The sequence below is a fragment of the Histophilus somni genome (genome assembly GCF_014202395.1).
In the GTDB taxonomy this organism is placed as follows: Bacteria; Pseudomonadota; Gammaproteobacteria; order Enterobacterales; family Pasteurellaceae; genus Histophilus; species Histophilus somni.
Map to the genome: position 1 here is coordinate 23,694 of NZ_JACHGQ010000013.1, position 26,445 is coordinate 50,138.

General features: G+C 38.2%; 21 protein-coding genes. 9 read left to right on the forward strand and 12 right to left on the reverse strand.

Annotated features, from left to right (window positions below; all coding sequences use genetic code 11):
* Positions 1-5: 5 nt before the first annotated feature.
* From tcdA to mak, 3 genes are all read right to left on the reverse strand, one after another.
* A complete protein-coding gene (gene tcdA, locus HNR69_RS08385; RefSeq protein WP_075294170.1) occupies positions 6-773 on the reverse strand; it encodes a tRNA cyclic N6-threonylcarbamoyladenosine(37) synthase TcdA in 768 nt (255 codons plus the stop codon).
* On the reverse strand, positions 773-1,864 hold the full coding sequence (gene mltA / locus HNR69_RS08390; protein ID WP_075294171.1) for a murein transglycosylase A: 1,092 nt from the start codon (positions 1,862-1,864) through the stop codon (positions 773-775). The genes tcdA and mltA overlap by 1 nt, the downstream gene beginning before the upstream one ends.
* Before the next feature lie 272 nt (positions 1,865-2,136).
* On the reverse strand, positions 2,137-3,045 hold the full coding sequence (mak, locus tag HNR69_RS08395; RefSeq protein ID WP_011609407.1) for a fructokinase: 909 nt from the start codon (positions 3,043-3,045) through the stop codon (positions 2,137-2,139).
* 103 nt (positions 3,046-3,148) lie between these two features.
* On the opposite strand from mak, the gene HNR69_RS08400 reads away from it, so the two are divergent.
* Entirely contained in the window at positions 3,149-3,877 is a 729-nt protein-coding gene (locus HNR69_RS08400; RefSeq protein WP_012341632.1) for a response regulator, read from the forward strand.
* Between the two features lie 32 nt (positions 3,878-3,909).
* On the opposite strand, the gene HNR69_RS08405 is transcribed toward HNR69_RS08400, so the two are convergent.
* From HNR69_RS08405 to HNR69_RS08430, 6 genes are all read right to left on the reverse strand, one after another.
* Positions 3,910-4,905: an adenosine kinase gene (locus HNR69_RS08405; RefSeq protein ID WP_012341633.1), complete on the reverse strand. Its 996-nt coding sequence runs from the start codon at positions 4,903-4,905 to the stop codon at positions 3,910-3,912.
* A complete protein-coding gene (locus HNR69_RS08410; protein ID WP_012341634.1) occupies positions 4,892-5,776 on the reverse strand; it encodes a ketose 1,6-bisphosphate aldolase in 885 nt (294 codons plus the stop codon). Before HNR69_RS08410 ends, HNR69_RS08405 begins: the two co-directional genes overlap by 14 nt.
* Positions 5,767-6,447 (reverse strand): D-lyxose/D-mannose family sugar isomerase, encoded by a 681-nt coding sequence (locus HNR69_RS08415; protein ID WP_012341636.1) that lies wholly within the window; start codon positions 6,445-6,447, stop codon positions 5,767-5,769. The genes HNR69_RS08410 and HNR69_RS08415 overlap by 10 nt, the downstream gene beginning before the upstream one ends.
* A 106-nt stretch (positions 6,448-6,553) precedes the next feature.
* Positions 6,554-7,483 carry an ABC transporter substrate-binding protein gene (locus HNR69_RS08420; protein ID WP_012341637.1) on the reverse strand — a complete coding sequence of 310 codons (930 nt, stop codon included), beginning with the start codon at positions 7,481-7,483 and terminating at the stop codon, positions 6,554-6,556.
* A gap of 54 nt (positions 7,484-7,537) precedes the next feature.
* The gene (locus HNR69_RS08425) at positions 7,538-8,506 is read right to left on the reverse strand and encodes an ABC transporter permease subunit (protein WP_012341638.1); all 969 of its coding nucleotides are present in this window, start codon (positions 8,504-8,506) and stop codon (positions 7,538-7,540) included.
* Positions 8,507-8,528: 22 nt separating this feature from the next.
* Positions 8,529-10,037: a sugar ABC transporter ATP-binding protein gene (locus tag HNR69_RS08430; RefSeq protein ID WP_075294172.1), complete on the reverse strand. Its 1,509-nt coding sequence runs from the start codon at positions 10,035-10,037 to the stop codon at positions 8,529-8,531.
* A 173-nt stretch (positions 10,038-10,210) separates the two neighbouring features.
* On the opposite strand from HNR69_RS08430, the gene HNR69_RS08435 reads away from it, so the two are divergent.
* The 4 genes from HNR69_RS08435 (at position 10,211) to HNR69_RS08450 (ending at position 16,873) form a co-directional block, all read left to right on the forward strand.
* Complete coding sequence (locus tag HNR69_RS08435; protein ID WP_075294173.1) at positions 10,211-12,799, forward strand: ATP-binding protein; 2,589 nt, start codon at positions 10,211-10,213, stop codon at positions 12,797-12,799.
* A 375-nt stretch (positions 12,800-13,174) separates the two neighbouring features.
* Positions 13,175-15,052, forward strand: coding sequence for a PTS mannitol transporter subunit IICBA (locus HNR69_RS08440; RefSeq protein WP_075294174.1), 1,878 nt, complete (start codon positions 13,175-13,177; stop codon positions 15,050-15,052).
* A gap of 72 nt (positions 15,053-15,124) precedes the next feature.
* Entirely contained in the window at positions 15,125-16,276 is a 1,152-nt protein-coding gene (locus HNR69_RS08445; protein ID WP_075294175.1) for a mannitol-1-phosphate 5-dehydrogenase, read from the forward strand.
* An 81-nt stretch (positions 16,277-16,357) separates the two neighbouring features.
* On the forward strand, positions 16,358-16,873 hold the full coding sequence (locus HNR69_RS08450; protein WP_075294176.1) for an MltR family transcriptional regulator: 516 nt from the start codon (positions 16,358-16,360) through the stop codon (positions 16,871-16,873).
* Between the two features lie 96 nt (positions 16,874-16,969).
* Here HNR69_RS08450 and mpl read toward each other — a convergent pair whose 3' ends face one another.
* Positions 16,970-18,346 (reverse strand): UDP-N-acetylmuramate:L-alanyl-gamma-D-glutamyl-meso-diaminopimelate ligase, encoded by a 1,377-nt coding sequence (gene mpl, locus HNR69_RS08455; protein ID WP_075294177.1) that lies wholly within the window; start codon positions 18,344-18,346, stop codon positions 16,970-16,972.
* A gap of 140 nt (positions 18,347-18,486) precedes the next feature.
* Here mpl and fbp point away from each other — a divergent pair, with 140 nt between their 5' ends.
* Positions 18,487-19,494 carry a class 1 fructose-bisphosphatase gene (gene fbp, locus HNR69_RS08460; protein ID WP_011609402.1) on the forward strand — a complete coding sequence of 336 codons (1,008 nt, stop codon included), beginning with the start codon at positions 18,487-18,489 and terminating at the stop codon, positions 19,492-19,494.
* A 121-nt stretch (positions 19,495-19,615) separates the two neighbouring features.
* On the opposite strand, the gene HNR69_RS08465 is transcribed toward fbp, so the two are convergent.
* Together HNR69_RS08465 and HNR69_RS09625 are read right to left on the reverse strand one after the other, a co-directional pair.
* Entirely contained in the window at positions 19,616-21,847 is a 2,232-nt protein-coding gene (locus tag HNR69_RS08465) for a TonB-dependent receptor domain-containing protein (protein ID WP_232453537.1), read from the reverse strand.
* A gap of 11 nt (positions 21,848-21,858) precedes the next feature.
* Positions 21,859-22,410, reverse strand: coding sequence for a TonB-dependent receptor plug domain-containing protein (locus HNR69_RS09625; protein WP_232453538.1), 552 nt, complete (start codon positions 22,408-22,410; stop codon positions 21,859-21,861).
* A 655-nt stretch (positions 22,411-23,065) separates the two neighbouring features.
* Here HNR69_RS09625 and pepE point away from each other — a divergent pair.
* From pepE to HNR69_RS08480, 3 genes are all read left to right on the forward strand, one after another.
* On the forward strand, positions 23,066-23,770 hold the full coding sequence (gene pepE / locus HNR69_RS08470) for a dipeptidase PepE (protein WP_011609399.1): 705 nt from the start codon (positions 23,066-23,068) through the stop codon (positions 23,768-23,770).
* Between the two features lie 10 nt (positions 23,771-23,780).
* The gene (gene dcuC, locus HNR69_RS08475) at positions 23,781-25,073 is read left to right on the forward strand and encodes a C4-dicarboxylate transporter DcuC (RefSeq protein WP_075294002.1); all 1,293 of its coding nucleotides are present in this window, start codon (positions 23,781-23,783) and stop codon (positions 25,071-25,073) included.
* A gap of 79 nt (positions 25,074-25,152) precedes the next feature.
* Positions 25,153-26,418, forward strand: coding sequence for a M20 family metallo-hydrolase (locus HNR69_RS08480; protein ID WP_075294003.1), 1,266 nt, complete (start codon positions 25,153-25,155; stop codon positions 26,416-26,418).
* Positions 26,419-26,445 lie beyond the last annotated feature (27 nt).

Here is a 26,445-nt window from a genome sequence, read left to right on the forward strand (position 1 = left end):
ATTTTTTAGCCTTTTGTCAATTTATCTACAACTTTTGCCACCGCAAAAAAACCAAAAGTTGCGGTAATCATTGTTGCAGCACCAAAGCCATTGGCACAATTCATGGTAGCTGAAGTAGTACAATTATCAGCCATTTTTGGAAAAATTAAAGGCTGAGTGGAAAAAACACAATCGACTGCAAACTTACGTTTAGGATTTTGTGGAAAATGATATTCTTTACGTAAAACTGACCGCACTTTTGCTAATAGAGGATCTTGAATAGAGCGACTAAGATCTGTCACTCGAATTTGACTTGGATCGGTTTGCCCTCCTGCACCACCAATTGTGATAATCGGAATTTTATTGCGTTTACAGTGAGCAATTAGTGCTGCTTTTACTCTGACATTGTCAATAGCATCAATCACATAATCGTAGCCTGTATGAATATATTCAGCTAAATTTTCAGCAAGTAAAAAATCATCAATAATATTCACGTGGCAATCCGGATTAATTAATTGCACACGCTCTTTCATTACTTCTGTTTTTAACTTACCAATATTACCTGTTAATGCAGGTAATTGGCGGTTAATATTGGTTACACAAATATCGTCCATATCAATCATGGTAATTTGCCCAATACCGCAACGTGCAATTGCTTCGACACCCCATGAACCTACCCCACCAATGCCGATCACACAAATATGTGTTTGCTTTAAGCGTTCCAAAACGTCTATTCCATATAGTCGTCCAATTCCACCAAAGCGTTGTTCATAATTATCAATACGTTCTGTCATTATTGTAATAACCACACTCTACCATAGTGCTTCGATAAACCCGCAACATGTCCGGCATTATCGCCAATTCCACGATATAAATCAAAATGTTGCCCTTTTACTGCTCCCCCAACATCTAATGCCACCATTAAATGTAAAATATGTTCACCGGTCCAATTGCCTTCATCATCAATTTTCGGTACTTCCACTAAAACTACAGAGCCGCTTGGGATCACATTTTTATCGCTAGCAATAGCAGCCATAGGTACTAAAGGCACACCGGCAGAACCAAGCACTTTTCCGTTAGGATCTTTTTTGAAAAAAACATAAGAAGGATTACGTTCTAACAAGGCTTGTAAGCGTGATGGATTTTCCATTGCCCAATTTTTAATGGCTTGAATAGACATTTTTTCTTTGGAAATTTCGCCATCCTCTACCAGCAATCGTCCTATTGCTACATAATCAAAACCATTTTGTCCTGCATAGGCAAAATAGGTTAAATCTCCGTGACCAAAATCAACATAACCGCTACCTTGTACGCCAAGTAGAAAATTATCAATCATTGAATCAGTGTAAGCCAGCTCAAGTCCCTTACCTCGCAAGGCACCGGCATAAATTTGAGCTCGAGAAAAACGTTTATTAGCAGGCAAAGCATAAATAGGTTGATTATATTTGCCCTGTTGCGTATGACGAGCATGAATAACCGGCGAATAATATCCTGTCATTAATACATTTTGGTATCCGTCGGTTCCTTTCATAATTTGAGCTTGAATACCATAGTCTGCTAATTGTTTAGTATTCGCACCAGCCAATACCCAATGAGTTACTTTGTCATAAATGTTCGCAAATTGATTAGCTAAGCCAGTTGATGCTTGACGAATATTAGTAAGTTGCGTTAAAAAATCACCTTGATTGATGACCGCACTTTTGTTGTCAACAGAGGAAACCGGCACTAATGACGCTTGCTGATAACTACGCCCAGCATATTTTGCCCCGAATTGTTTCGCATCATTTTGGCTAGCTGTTTTAGAGTGTTCGGAAGAACATGCAACCAAAATAGCGACCGAAAATAAAATACTTTGTTTAACTACTGTTTTGATAAAAAATACCATATGTTACCGAAAAACCGCATAATTAGAGACGTCTTAAATTAGCAAAAAAACTGTAGAATATACAGTCTTTTATCATTCAATGAAGATAAAAAATTTACAATTCGCTTCATTTTATCATTGGTTGTTTTGTTATTTACACTGATGCAAAATGTTTTTACGCTTGAATTGTCAAATAAAAGTGCGGTGTTAATTTAGACTACTTTGAGTATTGCAACGTCAGGGCTTGATTTTGCAGTCCAAGCCCTCAAAATCATTTAAAACTCACCGCACTTTTAGGCTTCATCAATTCCCCAAAGCCAAGCCGCCCCACGCACACCACTGGAATCGCCGTGTACGGCTTTTTTGATTTCAGTAAAAAATTCTCTACCGAAAATATAATCGTTCATCCGTGTCGGTAAGGTTGTGTACAGACGATCAATGTTACAAACACCGCCCGCCAGTACAATCACATCAGGATCTAAAATATTTACATAAGCTGCTAGAGCTTTTGCCAAACGGCGTTCATAAGCTTGTAAAGATTGTTCGGCAGTAGGATCGCCTTGCTCGGCAAGTGCGGCAATTTCGTTGCCTTTTAATCTTATCCCACTCCGACGTTCGTAATCATCACATAGACCGGTACCGGAAACAAATTGTTCGATACAACGATGTTTGCCACAATAACATTGTACGTTATGCGAACGTTCTTCTTCATCTTGCCAAGGTAATTCGTTGTGTCCCCATTCACCGCCGATACCGTTAGCCCCATTCCAGGGTTTTCCGTCAATCACGATACCGGAACCGCAACCTGTTCCGAGAATAAGTGCCAATACGACCTTTTTTCCTGCTCCTGCACCATCTGTGGCTTCAGAGACGGTCATGCAGTTGGCATCATTGGCAATTCTTACTTCTCGTCCTAAAAGTGCGGTCAAGTCTTCGTCTAAATTTTGTCCGTTAAGCCAAACAGAATTAGCATTTTTGACTTTGCCGGTAAAAGGGGAAATAGTGCCGGGAATTCCGATCCCTACTGTGCCTCGTTGCCCCGTTGCATGTTCCGCATCATCTACCAAACTTTTAATTGCTGTCAACGTGTCCGGATACGACCCTCTCGGGGTAGGAATACGTTTGCGAAACAACTCTTCACCGCTGTTACTTAACGCAATAACTTCAATCTTGGTTCCACCTAAATCAATACCTATACGCATAAAAAACTCCTATAAATGAAATATGAATATTGTGATCCTTGTAACATTATTTTATTTTGATATTTTATATACTTTCCTCCTTTAAAATTATTATCAGGTATTAATGTCCACCAGCATATCAATTTTAGTCATTGATGACGATATTCAAATTTGCGAGCTACTCACCGATACTTTTGAAGAATATGGGTATAGGGTTGTTGCAGTCTCTTCCGGTCAGGAAGCATTAACCTTATTACAAACCAATTCTCGCTTTGATTTGATTTTATTAGACCTTATTCTCCCCGATATTAACGGACTGGTTTTGCTTCAACAATTAAAAAATCTGTTGAATAAGCCCATCATTATGTTGAGTGGCTTAAATAGCGAATCCGATGTAGTTGTTGGTTTGGAAATGGGGGCTGATGATTATATTACCAAGCCTTTTTATCCTCGAATTGTAGTGGCGAGAGCTAAAGCTGCTATTCGTCGCACTCAACCACAAGCCACAACCACCGTTTATACGCATAGCGGTTTTTTGTTTCATCAATGGTATTTAGATACCGAAACACATAAACTTTATTCGCCCCAAAAACAGGAAATTGAACTGACTCACGGCGAATATTTATTATTGTATGCCTTAGTTTCTCACGCTCAAAAAGTGTTGAGCCGTCAAAAATTATTAGAATTAACCCATGCAGAAAATTTGGAAATTTTTGACCGCACTATTGATGTATTAATTATGCGACTACGTAAAAAAATTGAACCGAATGTTAAGGCTCCGAGTTTTATTCAGACTGTTCGAGGCCTAGGGTATTGCTTTGAGGCTTCAGTTGAAAAACTGGGAGAAAATTAAGTACGCTATTATGCAACTCAAATCCTCACTTTTTAAGTATTCTGCATTGTTTCTTTGGTACGAATAAAATCCTTTAATTTCACATAGCTGACTGCACCTTCAGTAGCAGAGAGTGAAAATAAATTGAAATACGCCAAACCGTGTCCTAATTGTAAGGTTTTTTGTAACGGTAAATTCTGATGTAATCCGTATAAAATACCACTACAGAAAGCATCTCCAGCCCCCAATGTACTCAGAATTTTATCTTTTTCGACCCAGTAGGAAGGAACCGTAACAATATTTCCCAGCAAATCACAAGCAACCGCATATTTAGGTGAATGTACAATAACGGCTTTCTTTACACCCAGTTGCATAATCGCTTTTGCCGTCGTAACCAACTCTTTTTCTGTAGAAGCTATATTTACTTGTTCCGTTAAAATTTTGGCTTCCACATCATTAATAATCACAAAGTCCACATAGGATAAGATCGGGCGAATAACATTTTTAAAAATCTGTTTATTTTCACAGGAAACCAAATCAATCGAAATAAGAAAACCCTTTTCTTTTAGCACTGTCAATGTTTTTACCAGTTTTGAGACATCCAGCAACGCCGGCAGTAAGGGCAAATAAGCGATATGGGCAATTTTAGCATTACAATCTATCGAGGTAACAGTTTGATGATCATATTGCTGCATTGCTCCTATGTAATGAAAAAAAGTCCGCTCTCCGTTTTGACTGTTAATCATTACATCAGTAAAGGAAGTGGGGAGATCGCTTTCTAACATTGCGGTTAATACCACATTGTGTTTCTTAGCTTGCCGTAAAATAAATTGTCCTTCACTATCTTTTCCAATAGCACCACTTAAAAATAAAGAGAGCTCGGGATCCAATTTAGATAAATTGAATAACACATTAGTACAGCCACCCCCACAGTGTAATCCCATTTCCGAAATAGTTGCCAACATCGTTTCTTTGGGATAATCGGAGATCACTAAAGTTCGATCTACCAATAAGTTTCCCAACGCCAAAATACCCTTACGTTTTTGCATAATATCTAGCTTTATCGATGCTGTTAAAAATTTTCAATTGTTCGGCAACGGTTTGACTAATCGCATGTTGCATATTATTCATTATCATCAAGTATTGATTATATTTGCCACTTAATTCTATGGATCTCATATCCACCGCTAAGGTATCTAATGCCGTTTGAGACATGCCGGTAAAGAAATTGATTTTGCAAATACCCAATTCAATAGTTTTACGGAAATCTTCTGCACTAATTCCTGAACCACCATGTAATACCAAAGGAACATCAACAGCTTGATTGATTTGTGCAAGGCGTTCAAAATCAAGCTTAGGTTCGCCTTTATATTTCCCGTGCGTATTACCAATCGCAACTGCTAGAGTATCAATACCGGTTTTTTCTACAAATTCCTTGGCTTGTTCCACTTTGGTATAAAGTGCTACATCTGCTATACTTTCTAACGCACCGCCTTCATCGCCACCCACGGCACCTAATTCACCTTCCACAGAAATATTATAAGGGCGACATAATTCCACTATTTCTCTAGTTTGACGAATATTTTCTTCATAAGATAAAGAAGAACCATCAAACATAATAGAGGAGAAGCCACATTCAATGGCTTGTTTGACGGTTGGTAAAGTTAAACCATGATCGAGGTTTAAACAAACTGGGATACTTGCTAATTGAGCTTTCTTTTTAATGTATTTGGCGGTCGCAGGTAAATCGATATATTGCAAATGTACTTCCGCGACATTAATAATCACCGGTGATTGCTGCTGTTTAGCCGCAGCAAATACTGCATCAATAAAATTGGAATCAATTGCATTAAATGCTCCCACGGCAAATTTATGTTGTACCGCAACGGTCAGCATTTCTTTTAAATTAATTAACGACATAAAAATTCCTTATAATCACTACAAAGTAAACGGATAGGTTGTTCATTTTCCTGAATGGTTGAAAAACGTCCAAGAGATTCTAAAAAACGGTTATCGGTGAGATCATCATTTGTCATTGATACCTCACCAACTAAAACATCGCTATCTTCCGCCCAAAAGCTGTGGTAGAGCATTGGTGGTAAGCAAATACTTTGGCCTGGGCTAAGACGAATTTTGCTACCTGCGGCAACTTGATATTGTTCCCCGTCTATTTGAATATCAATGGACGAAACCTTATCTAGCAGCTCCGTTATTTCATCACGCCTGTATAACTGAATGACTAAAATGCCACCGCCACGATTTATAATATCTTCCATTTTTTTCCAATGGTAGTGCATTGGCGTAATTTGGTTTTGCTTCACCAACATAATTTTTTCGGCATAAGGTTTATTGTTTCTATCCGACTGATTACGCAAGGTAAATAGGGTCAATCCCGCCTGTTTGAAATTACCTAAATTAAAATCCGTCACATCCCAGCCCAAATTTGCTTCTAGTATTTCAGCATAGCGTTCCAAAGAAAGTGTATGCCAATCCGCTAGTGAAAAATCCGCAAATTTCGGCAGTACAAAGTGGTATTTTGCCATCATTTGCTGTGCTTCTCTGATCGCTTGATTAATTTCCGAACGCTTCATATTTTATTTCCTGTCATCAAAACAATGAAAAAATCTACCGCACTTTTTAGCTGTTGATAATATGTTAAAGCCGTTGCACAAAGGGAACGGCTTGGTTTTTCTATAATTATTTTACAGTCCAACCTTTGTAATCTTTGATGTTATCGCGATTAATTAAGGTTACAGGAATCAAGACCGGTTTTTCTGGTGCGGCTTTACCTTGTAAAATATCGTAACCGATTTCTACCGCTTTCGCTGCCATAACTTGCGGATCTTGTGCCGGTGTGCCGTTAAACAAGCTATTGCTTTGTTTTAATGCATCTTCACCGTCTGGAGAACCATCTACACCCATGATAAAAAATTCTTTACGTTGTGCCTGTTTCGCCGCTAAGTCGGCACCGATTGCTGTCGGATCATTAATTGCAAATACTGCATCAATTTTCGGGTGAGCGATTAATAAGGAAGTCATTACTTCTAAACCACCTTCACGACTGCCTTTTGCATTTTGATTGTGAGACAATAATTTGATCCCTTTATGCTTAGCCAATACATCCATACAACCTTGAACACGGTCTTGTACCGCAGAAACTGGTGGACCGTTGATGATAACCACATTACCTTTACCATTTAATTTATCGGTAATGGTTTGACATGCAATTTCACCCGCTTGGTAGTTATTGGAAGTGACGGTTGCATTTGCACCATCTGCCGCTACATCTACTGCCACAACAACGATTCCGGCTTTTTTCGCACGCTCTACTGCAGGTCCTATACCTTTAGAATCTGCAGCATTTAAAATGATCATATCGGTTTTCGCTGCAATGAAGTTGTCAATTTGTGCTACTTGTTGACCTAAATCGTAGCCACTGGACACGGATGTCACATTCACTTTATCGCCAGCCAGTTCTTTTGCTTTTAACTCAGCACCTTTGGCAATTTGCACGAAAAAAGGATTGGCCAAATCACCGACTGTTACACCGATAGATTTAAGTTCTTTGGCTTGAGCCAAAGGAGCCATGGCCAACATAACACTTACTGCTAATGTTTTTAATTTCATAAAATATCTCCTATGAGATTATGGTTAAGGAAAAGTTTGAGTAATTTACCCAAATTAGTTTGCTTTACTGGTACGATACTTATCGATGAGTACTGCTACGATAATTACGCCACCTTTAATGACAAGTTGCCAGAAATAAGATACCCCCATTAATGTCATACCGTTATTGAGAGTTGCAATGATCAATGCACCGATTAATGTGCCTGTAATTGTACCGATACCGCCAACGAAACTGGTTCCGCCTAAAATAACCGCAGCAATAGCATCTAATTCATAGCCAACCCCTAAGTTACCGTTAGCACTATATAAACGAGAAGCACTCATCACACCACCCAAACCGGATAATAAACCGCTGGTAGCATACACAAAAATCAACACTAGAGATACTTTGATACCAGTTAAATGGGCAGCCTGTAAATTCCCACCAACCGCATAAATATGTGTACCTAACGTTGTGCGACGTAAAATAAACCAACATACCGCAATTACTGCAAAGGCAATAATGACTAACCAAGGAATAGAGCCTAGATAACCGTTACCGATCCAGTCAAAAGAAATTTTTGAGTTAATCACTGTTGTGCCGTCAGCCACTAAGTAAGCAGCACCACGAAGTGCGGTATAAGTTCCAAGCGTTACAATAAATGGTGGCAATCCTGCATAAGCAACCAATAAACCATTAAAAACACCCATACCTAAACCTGCAACTAGAGCAATCGGTACTGCAAAATCGGCAAGTGCAGGATTTAACGAACACACCAATGCCATGACGGCAGTTACTCCTAAAATTGACCCTACGGATAAATCAATTCCACCGGTTAAAATGATGAAAGTCATTCCTGCTGCCAAGACGATATTAATTGATGCCTGACGGGCAATATTCATCATATTGGCTTCACTCATAAAATTGGGGGCAATAAAGGAAAAGACGATAATAATCAGTAGCAAGATAGGTAAAATACCCATTGCTTGGAACATATCCGATAATGCCTGTTTTTTAGCTCCTGATTTTGCTACATTTTCCATATTAAGCTCCTTACATCTAAATTTACGCTGCACCACAGGCCAATGCCATAATGCTTTCTTGATTAATTTGTTCACCTAGAACTTCACCGACAACATAGCCTTCCCGCATTACATAAACACGATCGCTCATACCGACAATTTCAGGTAATTCACTGGAAATCATTAAAATCGCTACACCTTGTTTTGCCATTTCAATCATCATTTTATAAATCTCACTTTTTGCACCAACATCCACACCTCGTGTCGGTTCATCTAAAATGAATAACTTCGGATGAATTCCCATCCAACGGGACAACAATACTTTTTGTTGATTACCGCCGGATAGTCCACTCACATCGACATTAGCATTCGGCACTCGGATTTTTAAACTTTTAATTGCCTGATCAGTATCCGCTTTTCCTTTTGTCTGATTAATCACCATCATGGTGGCATCACGTTCAATGGTCGCAATAGTTATGTTTTTAAATACGTTCATATCAAGGAATAATCCTTCTTCTTTACGATTTTCCGGTAATAATGCTACGTGATGAATAATGGCTTCTCGAGGTGAGCTGAAACTAATTTCGGCACCGTTTAAATACATTTTGCCTTGTGTAGGTCGACTAACACCAAATAATAAATGAGCTAATTCAGAACGACCTGCACCAACCAAACCGGATAAGCCAATAATTTCACCTGCTCTTACAACCAAAGAAGCATTTTTTATTTTATTACCGTCAGAAAGATTTTCAATGCGAATGACTTCCTCGCCTATTGGTACTTTTTCTTTATTAAACAAATCTGTTAGTGGTCGTCCTACCATCATTTGTACTAAAGTGTTGGCATGCAAATTCTCACGTAGTAAAGATCCAACATACTTTCCGTCACGTAATACACTCACACGATCCGCCAATTCGTAAATTTCCGCCATTCGGTGACTAATATAGATAATTGCCAATCCTTCCGACCGTAATTTTTTGATCAACTCAAACAATTTTTCTGTTTCACGGGAGGATAATGCAGCAGTCGGCTCATCCATCACTAAAATTCGACTTTTACGATGTAACGCGCGGGCAATTTCTACTTGCTGTTGCTCAGCAATGGTGAGAGAGGACACTTTTTGATAGGCGAAAAATTGAGCACCTAAACGGTCTAATACTTCCTGTGCTTCTTCTTCCATTTTCTTGCGATTCAAGCCAAATACCGTACCGATTTCACGACCTAAAAAAATATTTTCTGCAACTGTCAAATTCGGTGAAAGATGAATTTCTTGATAAATTAAAGTAATTCCCGCAAGAATGGCATCTTTCGGCGAAGAAATCGGAAAGAGTTTGCCGTCAATGTTGATTTCACCGGAAGTAGCAATATACGCACCTGCCAAAATTTTCATTAATGTACTTTTACCGGCACCATTTTCACCCATTAACGCATGAATTTCACCACGATATACATCTAAATCAACATGTTGCAATGCATAAAAATCGCCGAAACGTTTGGCGATATGACGCATTTCCAACAACGGTGTTACGGAAATATTGACAGCCTGCTCCATTTTAATTGCCCTCAATCTTTATTTTGATTTACAGTAAAGCATAAGTTTATGAACAGAACATGTTAAAAACTCATTCATATTTGTCATAATTCCATAATAGAAACTATTTATAATGTCACACTCGGTCAAAAGTGCGGTAAAAATTACAAAAGTTTTATTCAGTCGGTAGTTATATGTTAAAAAAACTTTTTTCTACTCATTCCTACGGTGTTAGATTACGATTGATCGTATTCGTACTGGTGGCAGTTTTTCTGATTTTTTCAATTAGTGTGATGTCTGTATTTGGATTGAATTCCAGTCATAACGCCCTGTCAAATTTACGTGATCGCTCCATGAACCAAATGTTTTTCTCCATGAGTTTAGGTATCAAAACCACTCAGATTTCCACTTATGCCAATAAACTCAGGCAGACCTTTCGTGCATTAGAATATCAGGAAGCGTCCAAGCAACTGGCACAGCATATTGAGCAAGTACATCATTATTTGGATCAAGGCAAAAAATACGCCAGTCCGTTAGAGCAACATCAATTTTCAGGGATTATTCAATCTATTGACTTATTGGAAAAAAGTGTGCAAGAGCTGTTACAACAAGCCTATCAACGCCATGTTTTGAATACCAGCATCATCAGCAAATTAAACCAATCCTTACTTTATTTAGAACACATTAAAAGGTTAGAAAAACGCACCGCACTTTTAGCAGACGGCAAACTGTTTGTTTCTGACTTTCAACAAATTGAAAACTTGATTGAAACTGCGACTAAAGGTTTATTTTCACCTGAAACCTTTATTGCCATTCGCTCAGTATTTTCATTTTTACCCGAGAAAAAACAGCCAGATATTCAGCAAGAATGGATAAAAATAGAAAATGAATTTGAACTTATCACTAAATCAGCCTACCAATTGGTAGCGATTAATCAACGTATTCAATTCTTAACTTATCAAATTGATTCGCTTGTAGCTCAAATTGACCGAGATTACAGCCGTTTGGCACAAGAAAAAATCGCTATTGTGAATAGTGAATCTGCAAAAATTCAAACCGCACTTTCCAAGCATATTTTGTATATTTGGGGAGCTTCTTTATTCACAGTCGGCTTGATTATCATTTTGGGTATTTATATTTATCGCTTATTCGGTAAGCGTTTGTATTCTATTACTCAGGCGATGACTCGCTTATCACAAGGGGATAAATATGCTCAAGTACCGCAACAACAACGACAAGATGAAATCGGCGAATTAGCTCGAGCTTTTTATATTTTTCAGCAAAATGTGGTGAAACTAGCACGTACCGATGCCTTATTGAAAGAAAAAAGTGAATTGTTGGAGCGAACTTTTTTGGCAATGCGGGACGGTTTGGCGATTTTTAATCCCTCCGGTTGTTTAATGTCTTGCAATAGCCAATTTATACAATTATTACATTGGCATGAAGAGCAAGCACGAGAGGCTAATTTTTCAAGTCTAGCGTTCTTTTTACAGCAAGGTTCAGCAAAAATTTATGGTAGCTCGGAGCAAATTAATGAAAAATTATTAAGTGAAATGCGTAGTGAGCAAGAACCATTGGAAATCGACTATTGCCGGCAAATTTTGGAATGGAGGGTAAGTGCCTTACAAGACGGTGGTTTGGTGGCGTTTTTAATTGATCGTACTCAACGTAAAAAATTGGAAACGGATTTAGCACACAGTCAAAAAATGCGAAGTATCGGTCATTTAACCGGTGGAATTGCTCACGATTTCAATAATTTATTGGCGGTGATTATTGGTAATTTAGATTTGATAGATCCTGAAACTTTACACGACAAACAGGCAAAACGTTTGCAACGTGCATTAAAAGCGGCAGAAAATAGTGCAACATTAACACAGCGTTTGCTGGCTTATGCCCGCAAGCAACCTCTCCATCCGACCTCATTAGATTTAAACCAGCTATTATTTGAATTTTCCGATTTTATGAAACATAGCCTGCCAGCAACGATTACAGTGCGGTTAGATTTAGCGGAGAATTTACCGCTGATTTATATGGATAAAAATCAATTGGAAACAGCCTTGGTGAATTTATTGGTGAATGCCAAAGATGCCTTAGAGAGTAAAGGCGAAATTGTGCTGAAAACCCGTCAATTATTAGTCCAACGAACCCATAAAACCGAACAAATGGTGCAACTGTCAATTATTGATAACGGTTGCGGAATGAGTGAAGAAACTCGTCGCCATATTTTTGAACCTTTTTTTACCACCAAACAAAACGGTAAAGGTAGCGGTTTGGGATTGTCGATGGTATATGGATTTATTCGCCAATCTAAAGGAAGGGTTAAAGTACAATCCGAACTGGGTAAAGGCACTAAGATCCATTTACAGCTACCTATTTCCCGCAGAAATTCAACAATTTCCACCGCACTTCCAGCGAGTATGGATTTATCTGAACGAGCGACATTAATACTTATCGAAGATCAAAAAGATCTTCGGGAAACCTTAAATGAACAACTTATCGCAATGGGCTATCAAACTCTCGTATTTGAAAATGCGGAACAAGCAATGTCGCATTTATCGAAAAACGAACGCATAGAATATGAATATCTGTTATCCGATGTGGTTTTGAACGGCAAAATGAGCGGTATTGATTTAGCAAATTATATAAAATACCGTTTTCCCTTAATCAAAATACTGCTAATGACAGGGAACCATACGGAATACATCGCTCAGTTCAGTGAGTTTGAGGTGTTAAATAAGCCTTTCAAACAAGAAGAATTATTGGTTCGTTTGAAATCTTTATGATAAAGAAGACTGTAGCAAATTCCTGTAATTAAAGTGCGGTTGAAAGTTTTTCTATTTTAACCGCACTGAGTTTAAGCATAAATACAGTTATTGACTAAATTTTATGTTATACATCGTAAATATGCTTAATCAGACTCACAAAGAATTTAGAAAATCTTGTTTTATTTTTGTGATCTTCATCACAATTTTATGGTTTGAATTTATAAATTGTGATAAATATCACGTTTTTATCACTGATTAAATAATAAAAAATGTGTCCTACATCACAAATCTTAAAGAAAAAATTTTTGCTTTTATTATAAATATGTTATTTTTTTCTGCCTGAAAAATAGCCAATTATTTCTCTTTACGTGTTCTATTTATTGAGGTTAAGTTATGCTATCAGCAAATGCAAAAGTCAAAATCCAAAGTGTTGGACGTTTCTTATCAAATATGGTGATGCCTAACATTGGGGCATTTATTGCGTGGGGTTTTATCACCGCACTTTTTATTCCGACAGGGTGGTTGCCAAATGAAATCTTGGCGAAGTTAGTCGGACCAATGATAATGTACTTACTGCCATTATTAATCGGTTATACTGGCGGTAAATTAGTTGGTGGAGAGCGTGGTGCAGTAGTCGGGGCGATTACTACTGCCGGTGTGATCGTCGGTACAGATATTCCAATGTTCCTTGGTGCAATGATCGCAGGTCCAACCGGCGGCTGGGCAATTAAACGTTTTGACAAATGGGCTGATGGCAAAATCAAAAGCGGTTTTGAGATGTTAGTCAATAACTTCTCTTCCGGTATTATTGGAATGATTTTAGCCATTCTATTCTTCTGGATCATCGGACCGGCTGTAAAAGTAGTTTCCGGTTGGTTGGCTAGCGGTGTAGATGTACTTGTTCAAGCAGGCTTATTGCCACTCACCTCAATTTTTGTCGAACCTGCAAAAATCTTGTTTTTAAACAATGCAATTAACCATGGTATTTTTTCACCGTTAGGTATCCAACAATCACAAGAATTAGGTCAATCTGTTTTCTTCCTAATTGAAGCGAACCCCGGTCCTGGCTTGGGCGTGTTGTTAGCTTATATGTTATTCGGTAAAGGGTCTGCCAAACAAACTTCCGGCGGTGCTGCTGTAATTCACTTCTTTGGAGGTATTCACGAAATTTATTTTCCTTATGTGTTAATGAACCCACGTTTATTAATTGCAGTGATTGCAGGTGGTGCAACAGGCGTATTTACATTGGTATTATTTAATGCAGGCTTACAAGCACCAGCATCTCCGGGGGCAATTATTGCCGTGTTAGCTATGACACCGAAAACCTCTTTCATCGGTGTGATTTTATCTGTTATCGCCTCTTGTACCGTATCTTTCGTCATTTCTTCTTTCTTCTTGAAAATTTCAAAAGAAGAAAGCAAAAATACCCTAGAAGAAATGCAAGCAGCTTCTAAAGCAATGAAAGGTGGTAATACAGCAACGAAAAGTGCGGTGATAGATTTGAACGAGGTGAAAAAAATCTTTGTTTCTTGCGATGCCGGTATGGGGTCTAGTGCAATGGGTGCCGGAATGTTACGTAAAAAAGTAAAAGATGCTGGCTTGACAATTGATGTAACTAACTGTGCGATTAATGATTTACCGGAAGATGCCCGTTTAGTTATTACTCATCAAGATTTAACCTTGCGTGCGAAAAAACAAGTTCCGAATGCAATACATTTGTCATTACAAAACTTCTTAGATAACAAATTCTACGACAGTTTAGTGCTTGATTTGCAAGCTGCAACAAAAGATACTGTAGTACCGATAGCGGAAGAAAATGCGATTGACGTCAAGGGTACAACATTTACTCTTAACGCAGAGCAAATTTTCTTGGGCTTGAATGCAGACAGCAAAGCGGATGCAATTCGTTTCGCCGGTGAGCAATTGGTGAAATTTGGTTTCGTGCAACCAAGCTATATTGATGCAATGTTTGCTCGTGAAGAATTAGTTTCTACTTATTTAGGTGAAGGTTTAGCCGTGCCACACGGAACAGCAGAAGCAAAAGATGCGGTGTTGAAAACCGGTATTGTAGTGTGCCAATATCCACAAGGCGTTCGTTTTACCGACGAAGAAGACGGCGTAGCGAAATTAGTAATCGGGATTGCGGCGAAAGGCAATGAGCATATTCAAGTACTAACCGCAATTACTAACGCATTGGATAGCGAAGAAGCCATTACAACACTAACATCAACTGATGATATAGAAAAAGTGCTGACCTTATTGAAAGCTTAAAAGTGCGGTAAAAAATGGCGTAGTTTTGACTACGCCATCTTTGTTTATAATTTTATTGATTGGGAGAGCAAAATGAACGCATTACATTTCGGAGCAGGTAATATCGGTCGTGGTTTTATCGGCAAAGTATTAGCTGATAGCGGAGTTCAAGTAACCTTTGCCGATGTGAATGAACAGGTAATTGATCTATTGAAAAGACATCAGTCTTATAACGTGAAAATCGTTGGCGACAGCATTAATGCGATGGAAAGCGTACGTCATGTTACGGGGGTGGATTCAAAAGACACAAATGCTTTGATTGAGCTGTTTAAAACGGTTGATTTAGTTACCACTGCTGTTGGTCCTACCGTGTTAAAAATTATTTCTAGCACTATCGCCAAAGGTATTGAAGCTCGTTTAACCGCAGGCAATTTTAAGCCGTTAAACATTATCGCTTGTGAAAATATGGTTCGTGGAACGACCTTTTTAAAAGAGCAGGTTTTCACACATCTTACAGAGGAATTGCAAGCAGACGCTGAAAAATATGTAGGTTTCGTTGATAGTGCGGTAGATCGCATTGTGCCACCTGTGCAAGAAGATATATCGGATCCTTTGTTGGTAACAGTAGAGGAATTTTGTGAATGGATCGTAGATAGCACCCAATTCAAAGGTGATATTCCAAACATTCAAGGAATGGAATTAACTGATAATTTGATGGCATTTGTAGAGCGTAAATTATTCACCTTGAATACAGGACACGCTGTGACCGCCTATTTCGGCAAACGCAAAGGCTATCAATTCGTGAAAGAAAGCATTGAAGATCCCGACATCAAAGAGTTTGTAGCGGCTGTCATGCAAGAAAGCGGTGCAGTGTTAATTCAGCGTTACGGTTTTGAACCGCAAGCACATGCCGCTTATATTGAAAAAATTCTCAAGCGTTTTGCTAATCCATATTTAGTAGATAATGTGGAACGTGTGGGTCGCCAGCCCTTACGCAAATTAAGCTACAATGATCGCTTAATCAAACCATTGCGTGGTACTATTGAATACAATTTAGCTAATCAGCATCTAATTCGTGCAATAGCTTACGCACTGACTTTCCGTTGTGAAGATGATCCGCAAGCAGTAGAATTAGCACAATCTTTGGCAGAAATCGGTGTAACAGAAACGTTGAAAAAATACACGGAATTGCAAGATGTCGTTATTATTGAGCAAATAGCTCAAGCCTATAATGAAGTAAAATAAATCTTAGACAAAAGAGCGGTCAGTTTGCAAAACTTCCTAAAAAATGACCGCTCTTTCTCTTTCAAGCATAGGAAAAACAAGTTGTTATCTGAAGATCCTATTTATGAAAAATTAAACGGTACCGTTTCCGTGCGAGGTTTTATGATTGCTACTGTGGCAATTTTTGAAGAGGCGGTAGATAGTCTGATCAATCGAGTATTTCGAAAAACAGATTTTGTGGTACAGTCGGTGATTGACTCTCTTTTTACCAACGATGGTCCTCTTGGTGATCTCAGTGTACGTCTCAAAGTGTTACTCGGACTTGGCGTGATCCAACACAATCTATTTTCCGACGTAAATGCCTTTATTCAATTTAAGGAAACATTAAATAAGGACGAAAAGGAATACACTTTCGATGATGAAATTGTACTCACTTTTTTGCAAAAATTAACGCTGTTGATGGATAAATCAGCACTTGATTTTGAGCCATTAATCGAAGACAAAAACAGCCTTACTTACCAGATGAAATCTCTGCGACGGGAAAAAATTATTCGTTCTTGTTTAATATTGACCATTGCAGATATTTACCGTCAATTACAAATCGAAAGTCCATTTTGATCATTTAAATAAATTGGTACACAACACAAAGGTAAGCATTGATTTTACAGCTAAAAACGCATCTTAAAAAACAGGTAAACAGGTAGTATAAGATGTCTATAATGAATTTTTTAGCTGTAATTTTTCCAGTAATTTCTGATGAATTCCCCCAAAACTACCATTTGACATGACCAAAATATGATCTTCAGGTTGTGCCTCAGTAACAATTAAATCAACTAAGTTGTCCAGATTTCCAGACCATTTTGCCGGTTGCACACAATCATTAGTAATTTCAACTACATTCCAAGGAATATTTTCCGGTTGCAATAAAAAAACATAATCCGCTCTTGCCAATGCCGGTGCTATTTCATCTTTATGAATTCCCATTTTCATCGTATTTGAGCGAGGTTCAAGCACTGCCAAAATACGTGCTCCGCCACCGACCTTGTCTCGAAGTGCGGTTAATGTTGCAAGAATTTCTGCCGGATGATGGGCAAAGTCGTCATAAACAGTAACTCCATTTACTTCACCTTTTACTTCCAAACGACGTTTCGCATTAACAAAAGAATATAGTGCTTGACAAGCATCCTTGACTTGCACGCCCACATGGTAAGCTGCCGCAATCGCCATAAGTGCATTATTCATATTATGTTGACCGACGATATTCCATTGCACTTCACCGGCTTTTTTTCCCTGATGATAAACAGCAAAATGCGAACTGTCATGAGCTATTCTTTCCGTATGCCATTCCTGATCTTGTCCCAAAAAATGCATTTCAGACCAGCAACCCATGTCTAGAGTTTCTTTTACAGATTGTTCATGAGCAAAGGCAAGAATACGACCGCTCTTAGGCATTGTTCTAATCATATGGTGAAACTGGCGTTGAATCGCTTGTAGGTTGTCAAAAATATCCGCATGATCAAACCCTAAGTTATTGATAATAAGCGTTTTTGGATTGTAATGTACAAATTTGGAACGTTTATCAAAAAATGCCGTATCGTATTCGTCAGCTTCTATAACAAAAAATGGACTCTTGCCTAAGCGTGCTGAAACACCGAAATTGCCGGCTATTCCACCTATTAAGAATCCCGGCTGCAAGCCATTTTGTTCTAAAATCCAACTTAACATACCGGTTGTTGTTGTTTTGCCGTGTGTTCCCGATACGGCAAGCACCCAGCGATCACGTAATAAATGCTCGTGTAACCATTGTGGACCTGAACGATAAGGTAAGCTATTTTCCAACACATACTCTATGCAAGGATTACCACGTTTCATTGCATTGCCAATGACGACTAAATCAGGTGCTGGTTGCAACTGCGAAACGTCAAAGTGCGGTATGATTTCAATACCATTTTGTTGTAAAAAAGTACTCATCGGAGGGTAAATATTCGTGTCTGACCCTGTGATTTTATAGCCCATTTGTTTGGCAATAATAGCTACTCCCCCCATGAAAGTGCCACAGATACCCAAAATATGAATATGCTTATTGTTCATTTATTTCTATTCCCCAAAATGTATAAAAAATGTGTTATAGATCACATTGTGAGAAATCAATTCATTCGTTAAAAAGTGAAGGTTGTTATAATAAAGCAACTCCAACTGAGAGTAAATTTAAATTATGGAAGGATTAAATTATGAAAACATTAGGACAATTTATTGTAGAAAAACAAGCAGAATATCCCAACGCTAAAGGAGAGCTGTCAGGGATTCTATCTTCCTTGCGTTTAGTTGCCAAAATCATTCATCGTGATATAAATAAGGCAGGACTAACCAACAATATTATTGGTAATTCCGGCGTTGAAAATGTACAAGGGGAAACGCAAATGAAGTTAGATTTGTTTGCACATAATACAATGAAGCAGGCCTTGATTACTCGTGAGGAAGTGGCAGGATTTGCCTCCGAAGAAGAAGAAAATTTTGTTGCCTTTGATACTGAACGTGGTCGCAATGCAAAATATGTCATTCTTACCGATCCTTTGGATGGTTCCTCAAATATTGATGTCAATGTGGCTGTCGGTACAATTTTTTCAATTTATCGCCGTGTTTCTCCCATTGGTACACCTGTTACCTTAGAAGATTTTTTACAGCCAGGACATAAACAAGTTGCCGCCGGTTATATTGTATATGGTTCATCGACAATGTTGGTTTATACTACAGGCAACGGTGTAAACGGCTTTACTTATGACCCCTCTTTAGGCGTATTTTGTTTATCTCATGAAAATATCCAAATACCGCCAAACGGTAAAATCTACTCCATTAATGAAGGACAGTATTTGAAGTTCCCAATGGGGGTTAAAAAATATATTAAATATTGTCAAGAAAAAGATAAGTCTACTGACCGCCCTTACACTTCACGTTATATCGGCTCGCTTGTTTCTGACTTTCACCGCAATATGCTTAAAGGCGGAATTTATATTTACCCGAGTGCAACGACTTATCCTAAAGGAAAATTACGCTTATTATATGAAGGTAATCCGATGGCTTTTCTTGCTGAACAGGCAGGTGGGATCGCAAGCGATGGCAAAGATCGGATTTTAGATATTCAACCGAAAGAATTACACGAAAGAGTACCGCTCTTTGTCGGCTCAAGAGAAATGGTCAGAAAAGCCGAAGAATTTATGCGTGAATTTTCTGAAGAATAACCATTTGAAAAGACACTGTTTTGTGTCATAAAAATCTGCACCTTAATCAGTTGATTATCTAGTTCAACTTTTGAGGTGCAGATTAACATGTATATCGGTTTTGAGCCTTACTTGACAGAAATTAGAATTTATAATTTACATTTAAAACAAATGTGCGTCCTCTTGAATAGTTATTTAAGGTTTTCTGGTACCCATCGCCCACACCAAAAATAAAGGTCATTTGGCTTGCAGAATCATTATTCGCATCTAATGGGCTAATATATCTTTTATCAAAGACATTTTGAATTTCGCCTTTAATGGTTAAATTTTCTGTCGGTTGATAGATGGCATAAAGATCAAAAATCACCGGTTGTGCTTTGATTTCTTCTGTACCGGCAATCCGCACATAAGTAAGGTATACTTTGCCATCTTTAGATTTGAACGTCCCCGGTAAGATAACATCGCCATCTACTTTATCAACTTTAGCTCGTTTACTTTTACCGTAGTATTTGGCAATGCCGCCTAATGTTAATTTTCCGTCAAATAAACGTGTTCCTAAGTCAAGGGAACCGTAATCTTTCGGTAGAGACGATATTTTACTTAATCCGAACCCTTGTAAATATTTTCCACTGCTACTACCGTCATTTACAGCACTACTGGAATCGGAATATGAACTTGGCTGATTGGTTTTTTGTCTGGCATAGGATAAATTGGCATAGAACCAACCGATATCATAATTTAATTCAAATTCTATTCCTTGCATTTTAACAATAGGCGATGAAGCAACAGGAATGATCTCCGCTTCCGTACCGCCGGTAAACTCTTGTGGCTTAAAAATACCGCCAGTTTGTGACTGTGCTGTAGAACTAAGTTTATTTTCCGCTTTTTTATAGATTGTTTTACCCCCTTCGTAGTTAATATGGGTAATATGTGCAACGCAGTCATCAACGGATACAGGTTTATCTTTTCCTCTATAGCTATTCGAGCTACATTCCTGTTTGACATTTAAAATATAATCTCTGATTTTCGTTTGATACGCCAAGATTTTAAAGCCCAGTACGTCGAAATCCGAAAATACGCCATTTTTATAACCGTTAATCCCGAATTGAATCGTTTTGGCTTTTTCCGATTTTAAATCGGTTCTCACCGCTAAATCGCCGATTTCAGAGAAATACATTTCTTTAATATTCGGTACACGATGGGTTTTGGCATAACTGACAAATGGCGAAAAGAGCGGGTGAAAATCCGCAGAGAATGAAGCTGAATAATTATCATGTGATCTTGAACCGCCTTTTTCTAGGGTATATTCGTTAAGATAGCAGGAAATATCAACATATTCTCCACTAGCTACATATTTACTACATCCTCGTCTTAGTGCTTCATCTACACCATATTGTTTAACAAAATCTTTTGAAGCATTAAACAGCCATACAGGAAGATCTTGATATTTCAAATTTGTTGGAACATACCTTTCGTTTCTACCAACACTACTCCGCCGAAAAACCTGCCCATTGTATTTATAAATTTGGCGATTGGCATTTAATTTTAAGGTATAAATATCGTATTTAAAGGTTTGGTCAAAATAGAGGGTTTTAAAACGTTGTTCGCCATCGGGTTGGAAAGTATTGGATTTTGTGCTGTGATAAAAACAAGGAAGATAACCCGGTTCACCTCTATTAGGGCAATAATATAAATTCGGAGCAAAAGTTGGCTCACCATCCTCAAAATTATAGGCTAGTTCACTTGGATGGCGATTTTTACTGTATTTATTTTTGAGGATATTGGCACCTAATGTTGCTTCATAAGAGAATTTTTCTGTTATCGGAATAGAAAAATGCATATTTATATCCATGGTTTTTGCACTATTTTTGCTTTCCAACATATCTTTCAGCTTTTTGCCATTAAATACGCTTCCCTTGTGATAGGTTTGCGTAGAGGTATTATCTGCCAAGATTAATTCAAATTGTAAATTCTCTTTCGGGTTTAATTGGTAGTTTAACTGGTAGTTTTTATTCTCTAAATTTCTGCCGGAAAGTGCGGTCGATAAAGTGCGGTATGAAAGAATGGCTTTATTATATTTATCATTATATTCAATTTTGGCTAAATGGCTTTTGGGATAATGGAGTAATTTATTCGGATCATAGGGTTGACGATTGTACTTTTCTATTGCTTCTAGAGTACAACTATCTATCCAAAATCCCCCTTTACAACTTTCTCGTGCCAGTCTCGGTAAATTATCTTCTCTATCTACATCTACAATATTCGTTCCACCACCTACTTTAAAATTTTGCGAGCTTTTACGCCAACTATACGCATACATAAAACCTAATGTTCTTGTATCGGAAAAAGGATAGCGAAAAGCAACCGCACCCATATAATTAGGCCCTATAGCGTTTGTACCCCCCCCGCATTCAATAAAATACCCGCTCTATTACCTTCACTTATCACATCATCAACACCAATTGTTCTAAAGTTAGCAGAACCAATTAACCCATTTACACCACCTTTTCCACTAATACCACCTCGTTGAATATCTACACTGGTAATAAACGCAGGGTCAATGGTTGCACCGAATTGAGAGGTTCCACCGGATTTTTCGCTGTTATCTCCCGATGTGGCAAAAAAGGTTTGGGAAATACCGTCCACCATTGTATTCACCCGTCCAAATCCCGTTTGACCACGAACGTTCACCGACACTGTCCCCGAACTTTTATCAAGGTTGGTAAACGCACCCGGTACCGTTCTGATGATGTCATCAATAGATTGCGTTGACGTGGAAATATTTTCTCTTACACTGGTTGCCCCCGCTTTTTTAAAGACTTCCTGTTTAGGTGGCAGTTTATATTCTACATTAATTTGATCGAGCATTTCTTCCGCATAAACACAAGTGCTTAATACGGAAAACGCTACCGCAGTGAGTTTAAATTTATTAGACATAATTTTCCTACTTATGTATGGTTAAAAAGATTGGTAAAAAAAGTAGGGCAATTATATAAAAATATCCCGCGCATGTCAATTAATGATAATAATTTCTATTATTATTTTATTCCCAAGAATATGTAAAGCCTACTGTGCCATTGCATTTTTATACACCAAATCTGTAACGCCAAACACAACGGCACTGTTTCCCGACTTATGTCCGCACTGGCAGTGTCTGCCGAGGCATCTAATTTAGAATCGGAAGCGACTAATAAAATAGTCGATGCATTAGGTGCTTCGGTGCTATTTAATTGCATTTTACCGGTCGAGTAGCAACGTTCCATTTGATTTTAAAGATGGTATTCATAGTGGGATTCCTTGTGTGAAAGATAAAAAATAAGACCTAGTTCTCATATGCCAAGAACTAAGCCTTATCGAAGAAATGGATAAAAAAGAGGTGTATTCGTTAGTTAAAAACGAATACAATCGTGCTGTGCTGTCATCATAGATTATGAATTTCTTGCGTCATTCTTCAAACCGTCTGGTTGTATAAAAAATAAATCTTTTTTGTCTAACTCTAACAAAGAAATAAAAATACATTTATACTGAAAATTTTAATTTCTTTGTTTTCATTGCATAATAGTAAAAATCTCATAGATGGAAGGAAAAAATAATGAAAAATATGTTACTGATGAGCAGTTCTAAATACAAAGATACCGGTTACTTAATTCATACACTACCTTGGTTGGATCAATTTTTGATGGCATATAAAGGTAAAAAGCTCGCCTTTATCCCTTATGCCGGCGTTACTCGTTCTTTTGATGAATACGAAATAGCGGTGCAACAAGCTTTATCTTGTTTAGGCATGGAAATTATCTCCGTTCATCACGGCAAAAAACATGCGGATATTATTGAGCAAGCCGATGTGATCGGTATTGGTGGGGGTAATACGTTTTGCTTATTACAACGGATGTATGAATATAATGTCATGAATATTATTCGGGAGAAAGTAAATAACGGGACACCTTATTTTGGTTGGAGTGCAGGGGCAAACGTAGCAGGTAGTTCAATTATGACAACTAATGATATGCCGATTATTTATCCACCATCTTTTACTGCGTTAAATCTATTTCCACATCAAATCAATCCTCATTTTATTTCAAGCAAAATTCAAGGGCATAATGGAGAAAGTCGTGAGGATCGATTAAAAGAATTTTTAATCATCAATCCGACCGCACTTGTATATGCGTTGCCTGAAGGTACTGCGTTGCATGTTCAAGGAGAAAAAGCAACAGTTCTTGGTGAACAAAAGGTGTTACGTTTTAGCGAAAATATGCAACTGAGTACCTTAGCACCTCATTCGACATTTAATTATTAAGGATATAACTATGATACAGTTTAATTCTATTGTGGCTATTCTTGGCATTATCGCCACGGTTTATCTTCTCATTAAAAAATATGAAACTCGTACAGTATTAATCAGTGTTGGTTTGTTGATGGCAATGTTGACTTTCAAACCAATGGAGGCGTTTGATGCTTTTGCTAAATCCATGACCAGTAGCGGTTTAATCATGGCTATTTGCTCCAGTATGGGGTTTGCTTATGTGATGAAATACACTCAATGCGATACACATTTGGTACATTTAATGACTCGTCCGTTAAGTGGTTTAAAATTCTTTTTAATTCCGATTGCAACAGTTATTACGTTCTTTATTAATATTGCTATTCCGTCAGCAGCAGGTTGTGCAGCGGCTGTTGGTGCCACTTTAATTCCAGTATTGAAAAGTGCGGGTGTACGTCCGGCAACGGCAGGTGCGGCGATTTTGGCAGGGACTTTTGGTTCAATGATGAGTCCCGGATCTTCTCATAGTGCAATGATTAGCGAAATGTCGAAATTGACCATTACCGAAGTGAATTTGTCTCATGCACCTTACACTATGATTGCAGGTGCAATCGGCACAGTAGTTTTAACTTTGTTAGCGATTGTATTTAAAGATTACGGTGAGGAACATCGGAAAGCCTATTTACAAGAAAATCAACAAACGGAAAGTACTTTCAGTAAGGTGAATATATTCTATGCTTTAGCACCTCTCGTTCCGTTGATTATATTGGTTCTCGGCGGAACCTCTTTAGCTGAAAACCCAGGATTAGCGTGGACAAAAATGGGCGTGCCACAAGCAATGTTAATTGGTGCGATTTATGCCATTTTAGTTACCCGAATTTCTCCGGTTAAAATTACCGAAGAATTTTTTAATGGAATGGGTAATTCTTATGCCAATGTATTAGGGATCATCATTGCCGCAAGTGTGTTTGTTGCAGGATTAAAAGCGACAGGAGCGGTAGATTCCGCTATTGAATTTTTGAAACATTCTAACGAATTTGTCCGTTGGGGAGCGACTATCGGACCATTCTTAATGGGTTTGGTAACAGGTTCAGGTGATGCTGCGGCAATCGCATTTAATACCGCTGTAACACCACATGCAGTGGAATTGGGTTATACCCATGTCAATTTAGGAATGGCGGCGGCTATTGCCGGAGCGATTGGACGTACCGCTTCTCCAATTGCAGGAGTAACCATTGTTTGTGCCGGTTTAGCAATGGTAAGTCCTGTAGAAATAGTGAAACGTACTGCACTGGGTATGATTTTGGCAACCTTATTTTTAACGTTATTTATGTTATAAATATAAGTAATACTGACCGCACTTTGATAATTCATTTGATAAGGTGCGGTTAAAGTTTGGAGAGTTTAATGGGGGATATATGACGAATTTAGCTAGGTTAATTGAATGGCGAAGAGAATTTCACCGTTTTCCTGAAACTGGTTGGACAGAGTTTTGGACAACCAGTCGCATCGCTGATTATTTAGAAGAAATGGGGGCTGAGATTTTACTCGGCAATCAAATTATTCATCATGATTTTGTGCGTGGTCGTGATACGAAATTAGTTGAGAAAGGCATTGAAAGTGCTATTTCTTATGGTGCAAAAACCAAATGGCTAGAGAGAATGAATGGCTATACAGGTTGTGTTGCTGTATTTGATTCTGGTAAACAGGGAAAAACCTTGGCATTACGCTTTGATATAGATTGTGTTAATGTGACTGAAACCAATGATCCTAATCATTTACCCAATAAATTAAAATTTGCCTCATTAAATCTAGGGTTTATGCATGCTTGTGGTCATGATGGACACATCACAATTGGTCTAGGTATTGCGTCATGGCTTTCACAAAATAAGGATAAATTTAACGGTAAAGTCAAAATTGTCTTTCAGCCTGCTGAAGAGGGAGTGAGAGGCGCAGCAGCTATTGCTGCAAGTGGAGTGATTGATGATGCGGATTATTTTGCCTCTTCCCATATTAGCTTTTGTGCCAACACAGGTACTGTCTTAGCAAATCCTCGTAATTTCCTTTCCACAACCAAAATTGATATTCGTTATAAAGGACGACCTGCACATGCTGGTGCTGCTCCACATTTAGGTCGAAATGCATTATTAGCAGCGGCTAATGCCGTAACACAATTCCATAGCATTGCTCGTCATGGTGAGGGGATGTCTCGAATTAATGTAGGTGTATTAAAAGCAGGTGAAGGGCGTAATGTGATTCCGAGCAGTGCGGAAATTCAACTTGAAGTACGTGGTGAAAATAAAGAGATTAATCAATATATGGTGGATCAAGTTATGCAAATTGCCAAAGGCATTGCGATTAGTTTCGATGTAAGTTATGAAACTGAAATTATGGGTGAAGCAGTGGATATGAATAATGATCTTGAGTTAGTTAAATTGATCGAGGAAATTGCCATTCAACAACCTGGAATCAATGACTCTACTGCTGATTATGCGTTTAATGCCAGCGAAGATGCAACGATTTTAGGGCGTCGTGTGCAAGATCATGGTGGTAAAGCGATTTATTTTATTATTGGTGCTGATCGTACAGCTGGGCATCATGAGGCAAACTTCGATTTTGATGAAAATCAATTGCTGACTGGGGTAAATATTTATATTGGTTTAGTACAGCGGTTATTGGGGTAGTATTGAGTTTTTAATTTATTTTCGATT

Bases quoted from the DNA above. Each gene is read 5' to 3' on its own strand.
- tcdA (WP_075294170.1), bottom strand. From the start codon at position 773: ATGACAGAACGTATTGATAATTATGAACAACGCTTTGGTGGAATTGGA.
- mltA (WP_075294171.1), bottom strand. From the start codon at position 1,864: ATGGTATTTTTTATCAAAACAGTAGTTAAACAAAGTATTTTATTTTCG.
- mak (WP_011609407.1), bottom strand. From the start codon at position 3,045: ATGCGTATAGGTATTGATTTAGGTGGAACCAAGATTGAAGTTATTGCG.
- HNR69_RS08400 (WP_012341632.1), top strand. From the start codon at position 3,149: ATGTCCACCAGCATATCAATTTTAGTCATTGATGACGATATTCAAATT.
- HNR69_RS08405 (WP_012341633.1), bottom strand. From the start codon at position 4,905: ATGCAAAAACGTAAGGGTATTTTGGCGTTGGGAAACTTATTGGTAGAT.
- HNR69_RS08410 (WP_012341634.1), bottom strand. From the start codon at position 5,776: ATGTCGTTAATTAATTTAAAAGAAATGCTGACCGTTGCGGTACAACAT.
- HNR69_RS08415 (WP_012341636.1), bottom strand. From the start codon at position 6,447: ATGAAGCGTTCGGAAATTAATCAAGCGATCAGAGAAGCACAGCAAATG.
- HNR69_RS08420 (WP_012341637.1), bottom strand. From the start codon at position 7,483: ATGAAATTAAAAACATTAGCAGTAAGTGTTATGTTGGCCATGGCTCCT.
- HNR69_RS08425 (WP_012341638.1), bottom strand. From the start codon at position 8,506: ATGGAAAATGTAGCAAAATCAGGAGCTAAAAAACAGGCATTATCGGAT.
- HNR69_RS08430 (WP_075294172.1), bottom strand. From the start codon at position 10,037: ATGGAGCAGGCTGTCAATATTTCCGTAACACCGTTGTTGGAAATGCGT.
- HNR69_RS08435 (WP_075294173.1), top strand. From the start codon at position 10,211: ATGTTAAAAAAACTTTTTTCTACTCATTCCTACGGTGTTAGATTACGA.
- HNR69_RS08440 (WP_075294174.1), top strand. From the start codon at position 13,175: ATGCTATCAGCAAATGCAAAAGTCAAAATCCAAAGTGTTGGACGTTTC.
- HNR69_RS08445 (WP_075294175.1), top strand. From the start codon at position 15,125: ATGAACGCATTACATTTCGGAGCAGGTAATATCGGTCGTGGTTTTATC.
- mpl (WP_075294177.1), bottom strand. From the start codon at position 18,346: ATGAACAATAAGCATATTCATATTTTGGGTATCTGTGGCACTTTCATG.
- fbp (WP_011609402.1), top strand. From the start codon at position 18,487: ATGAAAACATTAGGACAATTTATTGTAGAAAAACAAGCAGAATATCCC.
- HNR69_RS08465 (WP_232453537.1), bottom strand. From the start codon at position 21,847: ATGGGTGCGGTTGCTTTTCGCTATCCTTTTTCCGATACAAGAACATTA.
- HNR69_RS09625 (WP_232453538.1), bottom strand. From the start codon at position 22,410: ATGTCTAATAAATTTAAACTCACTGCGGTAGCGTTTTCCGTATTAAGC.
- pepE (WP_011609399.1), top strand. From the start codon at position 23,066: ATGAAAAATATGTTACTGATGAGCAGTTCTAAATACAAAGATACCGGT.
- dcuC (WP_075294002.1), top strand. From the start codon at position 23,781: ATGATACAGTTTAATTCTATTGTGGCTATTCTTGGCATTATCGCCACG.
- HNR69_RS08480 (WP_075294003.1), top strand. From the start codon at position 25,153: ATGACGAATTTAGCTAGGTTAATTGAATGGCGAAGAGAATTTCACCGT.